This is a genomic window from Methylobacterium sp. AC315 (assembly GCF_979253755.1).
The window spans coordinates 43,913-61,347 of the sequence record NZ_CEEDEA010000006.1; the positions used below are offsets into that span (position 1 = coordinate 43,913).

Below are 17,435 nucleotides of genomic sequence, written 5' to 3' on the forward strand. Positions count from 1 at the left end.
GACAACGCGGCCGGACCCGGTCTGTTCGCTGGGGATGTGACTTCACCTGAGGCGGAGCAAAGGAGCGGCGTGGTCAGCGGTTCGGCGGATCGATCCACACCCGCGGGCCCGGGACCGCGGGATGGGCCGGGGCCTCGCTTTTCCGGGCCGGCCGAATCGGGGCAGCGTCGGCCTTGGTCGCCCGCGTGATCGATCCGGTCGTCAGTGGATCGGCCCAGGACGATGCGAGTTCGGCGACCTGCAAGGGCGGCGCCGGCAAGTTGCTCTGATACCCCGCCACGATGGCAGCTAGCCCGGTGCCGACCAGGACGAGGGCCAGCCCGTCGATGATCCTATGGCCCAGTCTCGGCATATCACCCACGCGTGTTGAGGAGCCTCCTGGCTACGACCGTAGGCTTAACGAACTGTGCCCGGATCCGGCGGATCGGCACGGGCCTGCGCAACGATCCGGGTCGCCGGGCGCTTACCGCGACACGATCCGATGAGAGGCGACATCCGTGGAAGCCAGTGACCTGAAGCAGCACCCGCCCTTCCGGGTGATCACGTCTCGCGATGGCCATGAGGTCATCTCCGAGGATGTCGAGACTGAAATCGCCGCGCGGACCCGGTTCGCGTCGGCGATCGACCTGTGCAAGACCCGGGACGACGCGCATTCCCACCGCGTCACTCTGCAATCCGCCGGCGCGACGATCGCGGTCTGGCCTGAAGCCGGCGCGTGATCGAGAGAATTGGCCATGCGTGATTTGTTGCCGAGGGCCTCGACCCTTGGGGCTCTGCTCATCGCGCGCAAGCAGACGCTGGCGGTCGCCGAGTCGTCCTCCGGGGGGCTCGTCGCGGCCGCGCTCCTGTCGGTGCCTGGCGCCAGCGCGTATTTCCTCGGTGGCGCCATCGTCTACACGGCCGAGGCCCGCGCCCGCCTGCTCGGCATCGACGCCGCTGCGATGGCCGGCCTGCGCTCGGCCTCCAAAGGCTATGCCGCACTCCTGGCCCGGACGGTCCGGGAACGGCACGGCGCGACCTGGGGTATCGCCGAGACCGGCGCCGCCGGCCCAAGCGGCAACCGCTACGGCGATGCCGCCGGGCACACCTGCCTGGCGGTCAGCGGACCGGTCACGCTGGTGTCCACGATCGAGACCGGCGGCGCGGACCGGGTCGCGAACATGCGGGCCTTCGCTGGCGGCCTCCTCGATCTGCTGGATCGGGTTCTCACGGAGGAGCGCTGACCGGCGCGGGGCGTCGGCGGGCCGGAACGGGCCTGTCGGCCCGACGTTCCGCCTTGTCGAACCGGCCTCGTTCCAGGAGATCCACGTGCCTCAGAGATACCCGCTTCGGTTGTGGGTCGTGCGCCATGGCGAAAGCTCCGGGAACGTCGCCCGCGACGCAGCCCAGGCTGCGGGCGCCGCGCGCATCGACATTCCGGAGCGCGACGTGGACGTGCCGCTCAGTGCGCTCGGCCATTCTCAGGCGGAGGCTCTGGGGCGCTGGTTCGCCAGCCTCCCCGACGACGAACGCCCGAACCTCGTCCTCGCCTCGCCGTACCGGCGCGCGGTCGAGACGGCCGAGGGGATCCGCAGGGCGGGCGGCGTCGCATCGGCGCCGCGGCTCCTCGTGGACGAGCGGCTGCGCGAGAAAGAGTTCGGCATCCTCGACCGGCTGACGCGGATCGGGATCGAGAGACACCATCCCGAGCAGGCCGAACTGCGCCGCGATCTCGGCAAGTTCTACCATCGCCCGCCGGGCGGCGAGAGCTGGTGCGACGTGATCCTGCGCTTGCGCAGCGCCCTCGACACGGTCGGCCTGCACCATGATGGGCGCCGGATCCTCCTGGTCGCCCACCAGGTGGTTGTGCTGTGTCTGCGCTACCTGTTGGAGGAGATGACCGAGGCCGAGATCCTGGCGATCGACGCCCGGGGGGACGTGCCGAATTGCGGCGTGACCGAGTACGCATTCTCGGCCTCCGCGGCACCCGGCGGCGGGCTTGTGCAGATCCGCTACAACTTCGTCGCACCCCTTGAGGCGGAAGGCACTCCCGTTACCTCCGAACCCGGTGCCGACGCGACTGCGACGTAGCTCGTACACGGCGGCAGCCTGAGCGCCCGGGGGAAACCATGAGCACCGTCACGCCGGTCACCGAGCACATCCTCCGCAGCATGGCCCCGCCCGAGCCGGACGGCGACAGCAAGGACGGACGTGGCCGCGTCCTCATTGTGGCCGGATGTACGGGCCTGCCCGGCGCGGTGCTGCTGGCGGCCCATGCGGCACTCCGGGTCGGCGCCGGAAAGCTGCAACTTGCGGTCTGCCAGGACCTGGCGATCCCAATCGGGATCGCGGTGCCGGAGGCGCTGGTCGTCGGGCTCAAGCAGACCGAGGACGGTGGCATCGACCGCTCCTGCGCCGAGGCGCTCGCGAAGCGGGCGGCCCGCGTCGATGCGGTTTTGGTCGGACCCGGCATGTCCGAGGATGCCGACGCAGAGGGCGTCACCGGGGCTCTGGTCCGCGGAGCCGGCGAGGCCGCGCTCGTCCTCGATGCCGGCGCCCTTGCCGCGCTGCGTGCCGTCCCCGACCTGACGCGGAGACTGACCAAGCCGGCGATCATCACCCCGCATGCCGGCGAGATGGCGCAACTCCTCGATGAGGATCGTGCGGCGATCGAGGCGGATCCATTGGCAGCGGCCCGACGCGCGACCGAGCGCTTTGGCACGGTCACGGTCATGAAGGGTGGCCGAACCCATGTGGTCGCCCCGGATGGCCGCGCCTGGTGCTACGAAGTCGGCCATGTCGGGTTAGCCACGTCGGGCTCCGGCGACACGCTCGCGGGCCTCGTCGTCGGCCTGCTGGCCCGCGGTGCCGAGCCGGAGGCGGCCGCCCTTTGGAGTGTGTACGCCCACGGCGAGGCCGGGCGCCGGCTCGCGCGCCGCTACGGCGGCATCGGGTTCATGGCCCGCGAGATCCCGGGGGAGATCCCTTGCATCCTGGCCGAGGTCATGACGTAGCGGCTTGCCGACGGCACCGGACCGGAGCGTTCGCAACGGCAGAGGATGGCTTAAACGCTAAGTCTCACTCCGCCGCAGTCGCGGAAAATTCGCCTTCCGGAGGCGAACCGAACTGTGCCGCGTGCAGGCGGCGATAGACGCCGTCGGCATCGAGCAATGCCGCGTGCCGCCCCTGCTCGACGATGCCGTCCTCACCCAGGACCACGATGCGGTCGGCGTCGCGGATCGTCGCCAGCCGATGGGCGATGACCAGGGTCGTGCGTCCCTGTGCGAGGTCGGCCAGCGCCTGCTGGATCTCGCGCTCGGTCTGCGTGTCGAGGGCCGAGGTCGCCTCGTCGAGGATCAGGATGGGCGGATTCTTGAGGAACACCCGCGCGATGGCGATGCGCTGCTTCTGCCCCCCGGACAGCCGCACCCCGCGCTCGCCCACCACCGTGTCCAGCCCGGTGGGCAGGCTGTCGATCAGCGCGCCGAGCCGGGCGCGGCGGGCCGCCTGGTCGATCTCGGCCTCGGTGGCGTCGAGGCGTCCGTAGGCGATGTTCTCGCGGATCGTGCCGGCGAACAGGAACACGTCCTGCTGAACGATGCCGATCTGCCGCCGGAGGGAGGCGAGGGTGAGGGCGCGCACGTCGATGCCGTCCAAAGTCACCCGCCCCGCCGCGACCTCGTAGAAGCGCGGCAGCAACGCGCAGAGCGTCGTCTTGCCGACGCCCGACGGGCCGACGAAGGCGATTGTCTCCCCCGCGGCGATGGCCATGTCGAGCCCGGCGAAGATCGGGCGGCTCGCGTCGTAGCCGAAGCTCACGCCCTCGAAGCGGATGTCACCGCGCAGGGTCCCCGCATCGATGGCGTCCGGCCGGTCGACGATATCGGGTTCGGTGGCCAGCAGGTCCTGGTAGCGGCGAAAGCCGGCCACCCCCTTCGGATAGGTCTCGATCACCGCGCCGATCTTCTCCAGCGGGCGGTAGAAGACGCCGACCAGCAGCAGGAAGCCGACGAAGCCGCCGGCGGTCAGGTCGCCGCGGACCACGAAGGCCGCGCCGCCGAGCAGCACTGCGATCTGGACCAGGCGCAGGCCGAGATAGTTGATCGACAGGCTGGCCGCCATGAGCCGGTAGGCTTCAAGTTTGGTGTCCCGGTAGCGGGCGTTGTCGCGGGCGAACAGGGCGCGCTCGTGCTGCTCGTTGGCGAACGCCTGCACGACCCGCATGCCGCCGACATTCTCCTCGATGCGCGCATTGAAGGCGCCGACCCGGCCGTATTGCGTCTGCCAGTTCCGGGTCATGCGGCCGCCGTAGCGCAGGCTCACGAAGGCGATGACCGGCAGGATCGCACCGGTGATCAGCGCCAGGGTCGGGTGAACCCAGACCATGAGGGCGAAGGCCCCGATGAGTGTCATCACGGCGATGAACAGATCCTCGGGCCCGTGATGGGCGACCTCGCCGATCTCTTCCAGATCCTTCGTCACCCGGGCGACGAGGTGACCCGTCTTCTGCCCGTCGTAGAACCGGAAGGAGAGCTTCTGCAGGTGATCGAAAGCCCGAGCCCGCATCGTGGTCTCGATGTTGATGCCGAGCACGTGGCCCCAGTAGGTCACCACCACCATCAGGCCGGCATTGGCCACGTAGACCAGAGCGAGGCCGCAGGCCGCCAGCACGATCAGGCTCCAATCCTGCTGCGGCAGCAACCGGTCGACGAAGACCTTCACGGCGATCGGAAAGCCGAGTTCCAGCAGGCCGGACAGCACGGCGCAGCCGAAATCCGTCAGGAACAGCGTCCGGTGCGGCCTATAATAAGCGAGGAAGGCCTTCAGCATGGCGGACGGGTCAACGCTCGGTGGCGCGTTCGAGGGGGCAGAGCGCTCCGCAGGACGGGACGCCCGGAAGGCGGTGGCGCAGGCAGCAGACCCGCCGGCGCCGGCAGCCCGACGCATCCGCGCACAGGGCCTGCGCGAGGGGGTTCCTACCGCAGGCGAGCGGACCGCGCCATCCGCGCCCGGTCGCGGCGGCCGTGCAGGCCAGTTCATCTGCGCCGCCGAGTTCTCCGGCGACGTAGTCGAGGATCACCGCGGCGTTCCCCCACAGGACCCGGGGGGCGATGCCGCAGCGGGCGTGGCACATCTCGACGAACGGGCTGAGGTGCCCCTCGACAAGACCAGCCAGGCCGGACGCGCAACCCGACGACCGGCAATCCGGGGTCTCCGCCGGGACCAGGAGGCGGGCGGGCCGGCCGGCATCGTCGAGTTCGAGACGTGTCGTGTCGAAGCCCAGCGGCAGCGGGCGCCCGAGGCGGATCAGGGCGGTCAGGGCCGGTGTCGCGAGAGCTGCCAGGTAGAACTGGCTCCAGTACGAGACCAGGACGCGCCGGTCGGCGGCCCCGTATCCGGCTCCGAAGGTTGCCAGCGTCGCGTCGAACACGGCCGGCTCGCGCAGCGCGGCGACGGGAAGCGCCGTGGGACCGCCGGGCCCGACGGCGACGCCGCCCCGGTACGCCTGCAGGGAGGCCGGGACGCATGCGGCGATCTCGGCGATCATCGTGCCCCCACTCCGTCGGCCCGCAGGGTCCGATCGACCGTCACCACCAGCGCCGCCACCGCGGCGGCGTAGATCGGCAGCGCGGCTCCGAAATAGGAGGGCCACCCGATCCACTCGGCCAGAGCCGGGGCGGCGACCCGGAGCGGCATCGCCGCGAAGAATGCCGCGCCGAACAGCAGCGCATAGTCCGTGGCCGGCCTCGGTCCCTGCGCCCAGCGGTAGATCATGTTGAACACCGGCACGCCCAGGATCCCACCGCAGACGAAGTTCAGGATGGTCGCCGCGACCGCAACACCCACTGCGCCGGCGGCACAGGCGGATGCCATCACGCCGCCGGAGGCGAGGACGCCGACCGCCCCGATGGCGATCAGCCGGGCCGTGCCGAAACGTGCGGCGAGGCCGCCCGCGACAAGCGCCATGACGAGGTTGATCGCCGGCAGCACCGTGCCGGTGAGAAAGCCGACCTGCGCGAGCGGCACGCCGAGATCGAGCAGCGCCAGCGTGTTCGGCCCCGACAGGAGGTAGGCGGCGGCGAAGTAGGAGCCGAGTACCAGGATCCGCGCGCCGAGGGCGCGCAGGCGGGCGAACGACCCCGACCACCGTTCCGGCAGACCGCCGGACCCGCGGAGCCGGGCCTCCGGGTAGCCGAGGATCGGCAGGAGACAGAGGGCGTCGAGCGCGGCGCAGGCGAGAACGGCAACCCGCCATCCGAGGATATCGTAAGAGCCGACCAGGACGCCCACGCCGAGGATGCCGCCGAGGGACGCCCCGCAGAGCTTGGCCGAGGCGACGAACGCCCGTCGCTCCGCCGGGATCGTTTCGACGACCAGGGCCTCCAGGGCGATGTCCATGGTGGCGACGCAGGCGCAGGCCGCGATCGCCAGCAGGAGCAGCGCCGACACCGGCCAGTGCTCGCCGAAGCTCAGGACGCCCAGCAGCAGGACCGTCACGCCCTGTGCGGCGACGATCCATCCGACCCGGTGGTCGAGGAACGGCAGGCGGATCCGGTCGATGGCACCGGCCCACAAAAAGGTCAGGCCCACCGGCAGGTTGATGAGCTGCAACAATCCGACTTCGGCGAGATCGAGCCCCCGGACCCGCAGGATCAGCGGCGCTCCGCCGGCGAGGAATCCGAGGGTCGCCCCGAAGGTCATGTACAGGCAGAAGAACGGCGCGAGGGGGCGAACGCCCGCCAGGGACCCGCCCAGACGCACCCCGACCTCGGCGTCGCTTGCCCGGGTCACCGGGTGCAGCATCGCATGCGCCGTCCGGCCTCGGGATCTTTGCCCCAAGCCTCATCGTGCCCCGATCGAGGTCCGTGTCGGCAGCGCCAGTTTATAATCAAACTAATTCAATATTCTTCTTTCGGTATACATGTTTAAACCGTGCGGATCGGACCCGGCAAGCCTTCGATGCTGGACAATATGCGCGCGGAGACCCGCGACATCGACCCGCCCTACCGCTCCGGCCCATACCCGGCCAGGAACACCCGGACTGCGCCGTCGACCTGATATCGGATCTCGGCCGCGCCCGCCGCATCGCCGGCCGCAAAGAGCAGCCGCGTCATCTGGCCGGCCTGGCAGAGGTGCAGGAAGTGCCTTGCCGCGAGTTCGGTGTCGGCGACGCGGAGCCGGCCGGCCCGCACCTGGGCGTCCAGATAGCTAGACAGCCGCGCCACGCCGCAGGCCGGACCGGCCTCGTAGAAGGCCTGTCCGAAGCGCGGGAATTTCTCGCAGGCGCCGATCACCATACGGACCACCGCCACGTGCTCCGGCCGACCCATCTCGGTCAGGAAACGGGCGCCGAGTTTCGTCAGCACGGCCGGCACGTCGGGATCGTCGGCGTCCAGGGTGAACAGGGCCTCGGCCAGGCTGCTCTTCTCCCGGATGATCAGCGCCTCGAACAGATCCTCCTTGCTGTCGAAGTAGACGTAGAGCGTGCCCTTCGAGACGCCGGCCGCCCGGGCGATCTCGCCCATGCTGGCTCCATCGAACCCCGCCGCCAGGAAGACCGTGCGCGCGCCGTCGAGGATCTGTCGCCGCTTGTCGCTCTCGATCGGTGACGATCCCCGTTCCAGCACCGCGCCCTGAATCATCGCCCACTCCGCGTCCAAGACGCCGTTTCCCTTGACCGAACCGTTCGGTCAATTTACTCTGAAGTCAGATTCGACGTGCGTCAAGGCACGTCCGGTGCGTTGACCGAACGGTTCGGTCATCAGGTCAGAGGCGTACGATGTCCCTACGCGAGGATGGCGACCGGTCCGGTGCGCACAGCGAGCCATCGGACGAGGAGCGGGCCGAGGGGCCTGCACCGGCGCCCGTTCAGCCCCGTCCCGCCGTGATGTCCACGACCGCCCCTATCGTTCAGGAACCCGGACCGGCCAGTAAGCGCCCGCTCCGGCGCATGGTGCTTCTGGGAGTTCTGGCTGCAGCCCTGGCCGGCGGCGGCTACGAGGGCTGGCAATGGTGGAGCGTAGGGCGGTTCTTCATTTCGACCGACGACGCCTATGTGCAGGCCGATATCTCGGTCCTGGCCGCCAAGGTCTCCGGCTATCTCGAATCCGTGCCCGTGGTGAACGGCCTCTCGGTCAAGAAGGGCGACGTGATCGCCAAGCTCGACGACGGCGATTATCGCCTCGCGCTCCAGGCCGCGCAGGACAAGCTCGCCACGCAGGAGAGCACGATCGTACGGATCGGCCGGCAGGTCGAGGCCGCGCAGGCGCAGGTCGCCCAGGCCTCCGCCCAGATCGACGCGAGCCGCGCCGATGCCGTTCGCGCCCAGGCCGACTTCGCCCGGGCGACCCAGATGCAGGCGGATTACGTCGCCAAGTCGCGGATCGACCAGGCCCGCGCCGACCGGGACCGGACCGAGGCTTCCGTGAAGGGCATGGAGGCCGGGCTGCTGGCGGCCCGGGCCAACGTCGACGTGCTCCAAGCCCAGAAGCGCGAGGCGGAGCGCCTGTCGGCCGAGTTGCGCACCGCGGTCGACCGCGCCCGGCGCGACCTCGACTTCACGGTGATCCGCGCCCCGTTCGACGGCGTGGTCGGCAACAAGGCGGTCGAGGCCGGCGCCTATGTGGCGCCGGGCACCCGGGTCGCGGCCCTGGTCCCGCTCCAGAGCGTGCGCATCGACGCGAACTTCAAGGAGACGCAGGTGCAGCGCATGCGCCCGGGCCAGCCGGTGATCGTGACGGTGGACGCCTACCCCGATCGCGAGATCCACGGGGTGGTCGAATCGTTCTCGCCGGCCTCCGGTTCGGTGTTCAGCCTGCTGCCGCCGGACAATGCCACCGGCAACTTCACCAAGATCGTCCAGCGCCTGCCCGTGCGGGTGCGCGTGCCCGATGAGATCGCCCGCGAGGGGCTGCTGCGGCCCGGCCTCTCGGCCGAGGTGCGGGTCGATACCCGGACCGGCACCGACCGCTCGGTCCTCGACCAGGCCGCGAACCGGCGGTTCGACGCGGCAAGCCGCTGAGCCCGACCATGGCCGCCACCGCCGCCGCCATCCCGGCCGGAGCCCCGGCCGCCGAGCCGCCGATGGACCGCCGCCGCATGGTGGCGTTCTTCTGCATGGTGTTCGGGATGTTCATGGCGATCCTGGACATCCAGATCGTCTCGGCCTCCCTCAACGAGATCCAGGCCGGCCTTTCGGCCTCCGGGGACGAGATCCCCTGGGTCCAGACCAGCTACCTGATCGCCGAGGTCATCTCGATTCCGCTGTCGGGTACCCTGTCGCGGGTGCTCTCGACGCGCTGGATGTTCGCGATCTCGGCGGGCGGCTTCACGCTGATGAGCGTGATGTGCGCGACCTCCTCGTCGATCTCCGAGATGATCGTCTGGCGCGCCGCGCAGGGCTTCATCGGCGGCGGCATGATCCCGACCGTGTTCGCCGCCGCGTTCACGATCTTCCCACCGTCCAAGCGTACCATCGTGTCGCCGATGATCGGTCTGGTGGCGACGCTGGCGCCAACCATCGGGCCGACGATCGGCGGCTATCTCACCGACCTGATGTCCTGGCATTGGCTGTTCCTGATCAACGTCGTGCCCGGCATCGTCGTGACGGTCTCCACCTGGATCCTGATCGATTTCGATAAGCCGAACTACGGCCTGCTGAAGTCGTTCGACTGGGCCGGCCTCGCGTTCATGGCGGGTTTCCTCGGCTGCCTCGAATACGTCCTCGAGGAGGGTCCGAACCACGATTGGCTGCAGGACGAGGCGGTCTTCGCCTGCGCGGTGGTCTGCGGGGTCTCGGGACTGCTGTTCTTCTGGCGTGTGTTCACGGCCAGGCAGCCGATCGTCGACCTGCGCGCCTTCTCCGACCGCAACTTCGCCAGCGGCTGCGTCGCGAGCTTCGTGCTCGGCATCGGCCTGTACGGGCTGACCTACATCTACCCGGTCTACCTCGCCCGGGTGCGCGGCTACTCGGCGCTGATGATCGGCGAGACCATGTTCGTCTCGGGCCTGTGCATGTTCGCCACGGCACCGATCGCCGGCCGGCTGTCCGGCAAGGTCGATCCGCGGATCATGATGGGGATCGGCTTCGTGGGCTTCGCCTGCGGCACCTGGATCGTCACCGGCCTTACGAAGGACTGGGATTTCTGGGAGCTGCTGTGGCCGCAAGTGCTGCGCGGCTGCTCGCTGATGCTGTGCATGATCCCAATCAACAACATCGCGCTCGGCACCCTGCCGCCGGCCCGGATGAAGAATGCCTCCGGGCTCTACAACCTCACCCGCAACCTCGGCGGCGCGGTCGGCCTGGCTCTGATCAACACCGTGCTGAACGCCCGCTGGGACCTGCATCTCGCCCGGCTCCACGAGCGCTTCACCTGGGCCAACACCGCCGCCCTGGAGCGCCTCGACTCCATGCAGCGCGGATTCGACTCCTACGGCAGCGCGGCCCCCGGCATGGCGCTCAAGGCCATGTCCAACACGGTCCGGATCCAGGGCCTCGTCATGGCCTTCGAGGACGTGTTCCTGGCGCTGACGGTCCTGTTCCTGGCGATGGCCTGCGCTGTGCCGCTGATCCGCCGGCCCCGCGCGGCGGCTGGCGGGGGCGGGGGACACTGACGGCTTGCACTGCGTAGGCCCGAGGATATCGGGGATCGTCTGTCGCGATGTGCGCCCCGCGACCACCCGCGTCAGGCCCGGAGGATTGCGTTGGCGGTCAACCGCACCGATCTGCTAGACCGGCCGGATGGCCGGCCTGAGAAGCCGGTGCAGAGACGGCCAGGGATCGGCTTATGGACTTTCTCAACGCGATGGGCGGGACCGCCGGCGGCTTCTTCGGAGCCGTGATCCCGTTCCTGTTCGTGCTCACCGTGGTGGTCTTCGTCCACGAGATGGGCCACTTCCTGGTCGGCCGCTGGTGCGGGGTCGGCGTGCACGCCTTCTCCCTCGGCTTCGGACCGGAACTGGTCGGGTTCAACGACCGGCGTGGCACCCGCTGGAAGCTCTGCGCCATCCCGCTCGGCGGCTACGTCAAGTTCCACGGTGACGCCAACGGCGCCAGCATGCCGGATCCGGAGACGATCGCCCGGATGTCCCCGCACGAGCGGGCGATCAGCTTCCCGACCCAGCCCGTGGCCAAGCGCGCCGCGATCGTCGCCGCCGGACCCGTGGCAAATTTCATCTTGGCGATCCTGCTCTTTGCCGGAGCGATCTGGCTGGCCGGGCGCTACGAGCTGCCCGCCCGGGTCTCCTCCGTGGAACCCGGCAGCGTCGCAGCCCAGGCCGGCTTCCAGCCCGGCGACGTGATCACTGCCATCGACGGCGAGAAGATCGGCGACTTCAACGCCATGTACCGCACCGTGACCGGCAGTGCCGGCACACCGCTGACCTTCACGGTGGAGCGGGCCGAGCAACCGATCACCATCCAGGCGACGCCCGCCACCTACGAGGAGAAGACGCCCTTCGGCCGCCACCGGATCGGCCGGCTCGGCATCCGCTCGCCGGCCGGGTCGGAGGCGCGGCTGGTCCGGTACGGAGCGCTCGATTCCCTCGATCTTGGCGTGCGCGAGACCTACTTCGTGGTGGAGCGGACCTTCTCCTACCTGAGCAAGCTCGCAACCGGACGGGAATCGGCCGATCAGCTGTCGGGTCCGATCGGCATCGCCCGGGTCTCCGGCGAGGTCGCCAAGAACGGCGGCGTCGGAGGGCTTGTCGGCCTCATCGCGCTGCTCTCGGTCTCGATCGGCCTCTTGAACCTCTTTCCGGTGCCGCTTCTCGATGGCGGGCACCTGTTGTTCTACGCCTTCGAGGTCGTCCGCGGTCGTCCGCTCAGCGAGCGCGCCCAGGAGATCGGGTTCCGGATCGGCCTCGCGCTGGTCCTGATGCTGATGCTGTTCGCCGCGTGGAACGACATCCTCAACCTCGGCGCGTCCTGGCGGAACACCTGATCCGGGGATCCCGCGCGGGCACCGGTCCGGTCTCCACCGGAATCGGTGCCCTAATCCCGCCGCGATACCGCCCGGAGACTGCCCCGAAGCCGCCCCGGGCGGTGCTTAAAACAGCGTTAATGCTAGCATTGGCGGGCGCGAAAACAGGTGTGGTCTCAGAGATTTACGGGCCATTCACCATGATTGGGGCTTTGCCCGCGTGGTCCGCCCTCCGTTAAGTGGCGCGAAGGCCACGACCCCCCAAAATCCCCTGACGATGGCCTCCCGCGCGTTTGCTTGGCAGGGGAATCCCGCTAAGAGCTACGCTTGGACCTGAAGCCACGCTTGGACCAGGGTGACAGGACGACCGGTCAACGGTCGCCTGTGACGGGCTAACCCCCGCGACCAGAACAGAAACGGGCGATTGCATGATGTCGTTGACGGGGAAGCCCCGACGTAAGTCGGTGCGGAAGACCATCGTCCTAGTCGCCGCCGGTGCGGGCCTGGTCCTGAGCGGTGCCGCTCAGGCGCAGCAGATCGTCGTCCAGGGCAACCAGCGCGTCGATGCCGACACGATCCGGTCCTACGTGACCGGGACGGCGTCCGGCTCCGCCGAGGAGGCCCGGCGCAACCTGCTCGCCAGCGGCATGTTCTCGGACGTGAAGGTCGCCCAGTCCGGCGGTCGCACGGTGGTCACCGTCCGCGAGAACAACCTGATCAACCGGGTCGTGTTCGAGGGCAACAAGAAGGTCGAGAAGGCGACGCTCGAGGGCATCGTCGAGGCCAAGGCGCGGGGCCCCTACAGCGAGGCCATCGTCAACGCCGACCTCGCCCGCATCCGCGACGTCTACAAGCGCTTCGGCCGCGGCACCGCCAAGGTCACCTACCGGACCGTGGACCTGCCGAACGGCCGGGTCGACGTGATCTACCAGGTCGACGAGGGCGACAAGACCGGCATCATCTCGATCAACTTCGTCGGCAACAACGCCTACTCGGAGCGGACCCTGAAGGGGCTGATGAGCTCCTCCGAGATGAACTTCCTGTCGTTCATCAAGACCTCCGACGTCTACGATCCGGATCGCATCACCACCGACCTGGACCAGGTGCGCCGCTACTACCTGAAGAACGGCTACGCCGACTTCCAGGTGGTCAGCGCCGACGCCCGCTACGTCGAGGCCGACAGCTCGGGCTACGTCATCACCATCACGGTCAACGAGGGTGAGCAGTACAAGGTCGGCGCTGTGGCGGTGGATTCCCGCCTGCCCGGCATCGACACCGCCAAGCTCGACAGCAACATCACCGCCGCGGTGGGCGACGTCTACAACGCCGACGACGTGGAGCGGACGCTCAACAACGTCACCCGCGAGGTCAACCGCGCCGGCTATCCGTTCGCCCAGGTCCGCCCGACCGGCCAGCGCGATCCCGCGACCCACCAGGTCTCGCTGGGCTTCGTGGTCGAGGACGGCCCGCACGTCTACGTCGAGCGCATCAACATCCGCGGCAACACCCGCACCCGCGACTACGTCATCCGCCGCGAGCTGGATATCGCCGAGGGCGATGCCTACAACCGCGTGCTGACCGATCGGGCCGAGCGGCGCCTGAACGGCCTCGGCTTCTTCAAGAAGGTCCGGTTCTCCAACGAGCCCGGCTCCGCTGCCGACCGCGTGGTCATCAACATCGATGTCGAGGATCAGCCCACGGGTTCGTTCTCGGTGGCGGGCGGCTACTCCACCCAGGACGGCATCATCGGCGAGGTCTCGGTCTCCGAGTCCAACTTCCTCGGCCGCGGCCAGTATGTCCGCCTCGCCGGCACGGGCGGCCAGTACTCGCGCGGCGTCGATTTCTCGTTCACCGAGCCGTACTTCCTCGGCTACCGGCTCGCCGCCGGCTTCGACGCCTTCTACAAGTACTCCGACCTGACCCGGTACTCGCGCTACGAGACCACGGTGTATGGCGGCCAGCTGCGCCTCGGCCTGCCGATCACCGAGGAGTTCGGCATCACCCTGCGCTACTCGCTGTACAACACCGAGCTGAAGGTCCCGAACACCCTCAAGCGGCCGTACAACGACTGCTCGACGCCGATCCCGGGCTACACCGCCACCTACGCGGGCGGCACGATCGACCCGAACAGCGGCCGCAACATCGGCGGCCAGTCGGTCTACCCGAACTGCGCGTATGACGGCGAAGCGTCGATCGCCATCAAGGGCTCGCAGGGCAACACGCTGACCTCGCTGGCCGGCCTGACGCTCGCCTACTCGACCCTCGACGTGGTCGGCGCACCGCGCAACGGCCTCTACGCCGAGCTGAAGCCCGACGTGGCCGGCCTGGGCGGCGACTCGAAGTTCTTCCGCGTCACCGCGGATGCGCGCTACTACAAGGAGCTGTTCGAAGACGTGATCGGGTTCGTCCGGTTCCAGGGCGGTCACATCAACGCCATCGACGGCAAGCCGCTGCGCGTCACCGACGAGTTCTTCCTAGGCCCGTCGCTGGTCCGCGGCTTCGCGCCGAACGGCATCGGCCCGCGCGACGTCGGCATCGCCGACGCCCGCTCCAACGCCATCGGCGGTTCCACCTATATCGGCGGTACCCTCGAAGTGCAGTTCCCGCTGCCCCTCATCCCGCGGGATCTGGGCCTGAAGGGCGCGGTCTTCGCCGATGCCGGCACGCTGTTCGGCTATAGCGGACGGCGTAACTTCAACGTGAACGGCGACGGCTTCATCAACGGCATCTCGCCCCAGACCGGGAAGTGCAACTTCTCCGCATTCAACATCGGCGTCGAGCCGGAATGTGTGAACGTCCGCGACACGGCTGCGATCCGCTCCTCGATCGGCGCGTCCATCCTGTGGAACTCGCCGCTCGGCCCGATCCGGTTCGACTACGCCTACGCCCTGACGAAGGACGAGGGCCAATCGGTCTACGTGCCGCTGCTCGGCAAGGTCGGCCATATCGGCAAGGATCAGACCCAGGCGTTCCGCTTCTCCGGCGGCTCGCGGTTCTGATAAAAACCACACGCGCTGGCCGGATTTCTCCGGCCGGCGCGTTGCCCTGCATGTCAGATCCCGATTTCTTCGCCGCGACCGGCTTCCTCACCCTCGCCGATGTCGCCGCCGCCGCCGGTGCGTCCCTGCCCGAGGGTGCGGACCCGGAATACCGGCTCGCCGCCGCGGCCCCGCTCGAGAGCGCCGGGCCGAACGACCTCGCCTACATGGACAATGCCCGCTACGGCGACGCGCTCACTGCGACCCGCGCCGGCGCCTGCCTGGTAAGCCCGCGCTTCGCGGCGCGCTGTCCGGCCGGGACCGTTGCGCTGGTCAGCCGCGACCCATACCGCGCCTACGCGGCCCTGCTCGGCCGCCTGCACCCGGACGCCCTGCGTCCCGGTTCTCAGTTCGGCGGCCGCAGCATCGCTCCGGGCGCCCATGTCCACCCGGAAGCGCGGTTGGAGGAGGGGGTCACGGTCGATCCCGGCGCCGTCGTCGGGCCGGGGGCGGAGATCGGGTCCGGGAGCGTCATCGGCCCGAACGCGGTGATCGGCCCCGGCGTCCGGATCGGGCGCGACTGCTCCATCGGCGCCGGCACGACCCTGAGCCACGCGCTCCTCGGCAACCGGGTGATCCTGCATCCCGGTGCCCGGCTCGGACAGGACGGTTTCGGCTTCGCCATGGGCGCCACGCACCTCAAGGTGCCGCAGATCGGCCGGGTGATCGTCCAGGACGATGTCGAGATCGGCGCCAACACCACGATCGACCGGGGCGCCTCGCGCGATACGGTGATCGGCGAGGGCACCAAGATCGATAACTTGGTCCAGATCGCCCACAACGTCGTCATCGGCCGCCATTGCGTGATCGTCTCCGGGGTCGGCATCTCGGGCTCGACCACGCTGGAGGATTACGTGGTGCTCGGCGGCCAGGTCGGCGTGGTCGGCCACCTGCGAATCGGCCGTGGCGCCCAGATCGCCGGCTCGTCCAACGTAAACCGCGACGTCCCGCCGGGCAGCCGCTGGGGCGGCACCCCGGCCAAGCCGGTGCGGGCGTGGTTCCGGGAGTTGACGACGCTGGCGCGCCTGGCCGAGCGCTCGGGCAAGGATGCGGAGAAGGATCCGCCTTCGGACGCCGTCTGATCGTAGCCCGGTGCCGGGAAACCCTTGCGCTTCCGCCGAATTCTTCCGAAGAGGGCGTCCGCCCGTCATGGCGGGCGGATATCGGTCCGCCCGATGGCGGTGACGCGAGGTACGGGATTCGATGAGCGAGGCGGCGCGCGACACCGACGAGGAGCTGGGCACAGCCGACATCCAGACGTTGCTGGAGCTGCTGCCGCACCGCTACCCGTTCCTGATGATTGACCGCATCGTCGAGATCGATCGCGATGAATCCTGCGTCGGCATCAAGAACGTCACCGCCAACGAGCCGCAATTCATGGGGCATTTCCCCGGAATGCCGGTTTTCCCCGGCGTCCTGCTGATCGAAGGCATGGCCCAGACCGCCGGCGCGATCTGCTGCCGCCACATCCGGACGGATGAGTTGCGGACCAAGCAGGTGTTCTTCATGACCATCGACAAGTGCAAGTTCCGCAAGCCGGTCACCCCCGGCGACCAGGTGCGCTTTCACATGAAGAAGATGAATCACCGCCGGACCATGTGGTGGTTCCGGGGTGAGGCCCGGGTCGACGGCGTGCTGGTGGCGGAGGCCGAGATCGGCGCCATGCTGGTGACGGAGTGAGCGACGCCTTCATCCACCCGAGCGCGGTGATCGAATCCGGCGCCGAGATCGGGGACGGCGTGCGGATCGGCCCGTTCTGCCACGTCGGCCCAGAGGTGGTGCTAGGGGAGGGGTGCGAGCTCCTCAGCCATGTGGTCCTTGCTGGCCGAACCGCGATCGGCCCCCGCACCCGGATCTTCCCGTTCGCCTCCATCGGTCACCAGCCGCAGGATCTGAAATATCGGGGCGAGGCCTCGACGCTGACGGTAGGCTCCGACTGCCTGATCCGCGAGGGCGTGACCATGAACCCCGGCACCAGCGGGGGCGGCCTCGAAACTTCGGTCGGGGATCACTGCACCTTCCTGGCCAATTCCCATGTCGGGCACGATTGCCGGGTGGGCGACCACGTCATCTTCTCCAACAACGTGATGCTGGCCGGCCATTGCAGCGTCGGCGATTACGCGATCCTGGGGGGCGGCGCCGCCGTGATCCAGTTCGCGCGGGTCGGGGCGCACGCCTTCGTGGGCGGCCTCTCCGGCCTGGAGAACGACTGCATCCCGTACGGCATGGTGCTCGGCAACCGCGCCTACCTGTCCGGGCTCAACATCATCGGCCTGCAGCGCCGGGGCTTCGCTCGGGAAGACATCCACGCGCTGCGCAGGGCTTACCGGCTGCTGTTCGCGCCGGAAGGTACGCTGATGGAGCGGGTCGAGGACGTCGCCGTGACCTTCGAGTCTCACGCCGCCGTGTCCGAGATCCTTGCCTTCATCCGGGCGGGCGGGAAGCGCTCGATCTGCACGCCCCGCGAGCTCCCGGTCCCGATCGGGGCGGCCTGAGC

The 17,435-nt window shown here is 69.1% G+C and carries 16 protein-coding genes; 11 read left to right on the top strand and 5 right to left on the bottom strand.

Annotation, left to right across the window (positions count from 1 at the left end):
- Window positions 1-73: 73 nt before the first annotated feature.
- Window positions 74-352, bottom strand: coding sequence for a hypothetical protein (locus tag AC0IY0_RS12370; protein ID WP_147909810.1), 279 nt, complete (start codon window positions 350-352; stop codon window positions 74-76).
- Between the two features lie 145 nt (window positions 353-497).
- Between AC0IY0_RS12370 and AC0IY0_RS12375 the strand changes: the two genes are divergently transcribed.
- From AC0IY0_RS12375 to AC0IY0_RS12390, 4 genes are all read left to right on the top strand, one after another.
- Window positions 498-719 carry a hypothetical protein gene (locus AC0IY0_RS12375; protein WP_147909811.1) on the top strand — a complete coding sequence of 74 codons (222 nt, stop codon included), beginning with the start codon at window positions 498-500 and terminating at the stop codon, window positions 717-719.
- A 15-nt stretch (window positions 720-734) separates the two neighbouring features.
- Window positions 735-1,223 (top strand): CinA family protein, encoded by a 489-nt coding sequence (locus AC0IY0_RS12380; RefSeq protein ID WP_471763924.1) that lies wholly within the window; start codon window positions 735-737, stop codon window positions 1,221-1,223.
- A gap of 85 nt (window positions 1,224-1,308) precedes the next feature.
- Window positions 1,309-2,070 (top strand): histidine phosphatase family protein, encoded by a 762-nt coding sequence (locus AC0IY0_RS12385; RefSeq protein ID WP_471763926.1) that lies wholly within the window; start codon window positions 1,309-1,311, stop codon window positions 2,068-2,070.
- A 38-nt stretch (window positions 2,071-2,108) separates the two neighbouring features.
- Window positions 2,109-2,993: an NAD(P)H-hydrate dehydratase gene (locus AC0IY0_RS12390; RefSeq protein ID WP_147909814.1), complete on the top strand. Its 885-nt coding sequence runs from the start codon at window positions 2,109-2,111 to the stop codon at window positions 2,991-2,993.
- Between the two features lie 64 nt (window positions 2,994-3,057).
- On the opposite strand, the gene AC0IY0_RS12395 is transcribed toward AC0IY0_RS12390, so the two are convergent.
- The 4 genes from AC0IY0_RS12395 to AC0IY0_RS12410 all read right to left on the bottom strand — a co-directional run bounded on the left by AC0IY0_RS12395 (window position 3,058) and on the right by AC0IY0_RS12410 (window position 7,622).
- Entirely contained in the window at window positions 3,058-4,809 is a 1,752-nt protein-coding gene (locus AC0IY0_RS12395; protein WP_147909815.1) for an ABC transporter ATP-binding protein, read from the bottom strand.
- Between the two features lie 10 nt (window positions 4,810-4,819).
- Entirely contained in the window at window positions 4,820-5,527 is a 708-nt protein-coding gene (fhuF, locus tag AC0IY0_RS12400) for a siderophore-iron reductase FhuF (RefSeq protein WP_471763927.1), read from the bottom strand.
- Window positions 5,524-6,783 (bottom strand): MFS transporter, encoded by a 1,260-nt coding sequence (locus AC0IY0_RS12405; RefSeq protein ID WP_419830676.1) that lies wholly within the window; start codon window positions 6,781-6,783, stop codon window positions 5,524-5,526. Before AC0IY0_RS12405 ends, fhuF begins: the two co-directional genes overlap by 4 nt.
- A 200-nt stretch (window positions 6,784-6,983) precedes the next feature.
- Window positions 6,984-7,622, bottom strand: a complete 639-nt coding sequence (locus tag AC0IY0_RS12410) for a TetR/AcrR family transcriptional regulator (RefSeq protein WP_471763929.1) — start codon at window positions 7,620-7,622, stop codon at window positions 6,984-6,986.
- A gap of 137 nt (window positions 7,623-7,759) precedes the next feature.
- On the opposite strand from AC0IY0_RS12410, the gene AC0IY0_RS12415 reads away from it, so the two are divergent.
- The 7 genes from AC0IY0_RS12415 (at window position 7,760) to lpxA (ending at window position 17,433) form a co-directional block, all read left to right on the top strand.
- Window positions 7,760-9,001: an HlyD family secretion protein gene (locus AC0IY0_RS12415; RefSeq protein ID WP_471763930.1), complete on the top strand. Its 1,242-nt coding sequence runs from the start codon at window positions 7,760-7,762 to the stop codon at window positions 8,999-9,001.
- A gap of 8 nt (window positions 9,002-9,009) precedes the next feature.
- Complete coding sequence (locus AC0IY0_RS12420; protein ID WP_471763931.1) at window positions 9,010-10,593, top strand: DHA2 family efflux MFS transporter permease subunit; 1,584 nt, start codon at window positions 9,010-9,012, stop codon at window positions 10,591-10,593.
- A 173-nt stretch (window positions 10,594-10,766) separates the two neighbouring features.
- Entirely contained in the window at window positions 10,767-11,921 is a 1,155-nt protein-coding gene (locus AC0IY0_RS12425; protein WP_147909820.1) for a M50 family metallopeptidase, read from the top strand.
- 407 nt (window positions 11,922-12,328) lie between these two features.
- Complete coding sequence (bamA, locus tag AC0IY0_RS12430) at window positions 12,329-14,899, top strand: outer membrane protein assembly factor BamA (protein ID WP_147909821.1); 2,571 nt, start codon at window positions 12,329-12,331, stop codon at window positions 14,897-14,899.
- Window positions 14,900-14,949: 50 nt separating this feature from the next.
- Window positions 14,950-16,020 (top strand): UDP-3-O-(3-hydroxymyristoyl)glucosamine N-acyltransferase, encoded by a 1,071-nt coding sequence (gene lpxD, locus AC0IY0_RS12435; protein WP_471763932.1) that lies wholly within the window; start codon window positions 14,950-14,952, stop codon window positions 16,018-16,020.
- Between the two features lie 121 nt (window positions 16,021-16,141).
- Complete coding sequence (gene fabZ / locus AC0IY0_RS12440; protein ID WP_147909823.1) at window positions 16,142-16,618, top strand: 3-hydroxyacyl-ACP dehydratase FabZ; 477 nt, start codon at window positions 16,142-16,144, stop codon at window positions 16,616-16,618.
- Window positions 16,615-17,433: an acyl-ACP--UDP-N-acetylglucosamine O-acyltransferase gene (lpxA, locus tag AC0IY0_RS12445; protein ID WP_147909824.1), complete on the top strand. Its 819-nt coding sequence runs from the start codon at window positions 16,615-16,617 to the stop codon at window positions 17,431-17,433. The genes fabZ and lpxA overlap by 4 nt, the downstream gene beginning before the upstream one ends.
- Window positions 17,434-17,435 lie beyond the last annotated feature (2 nt).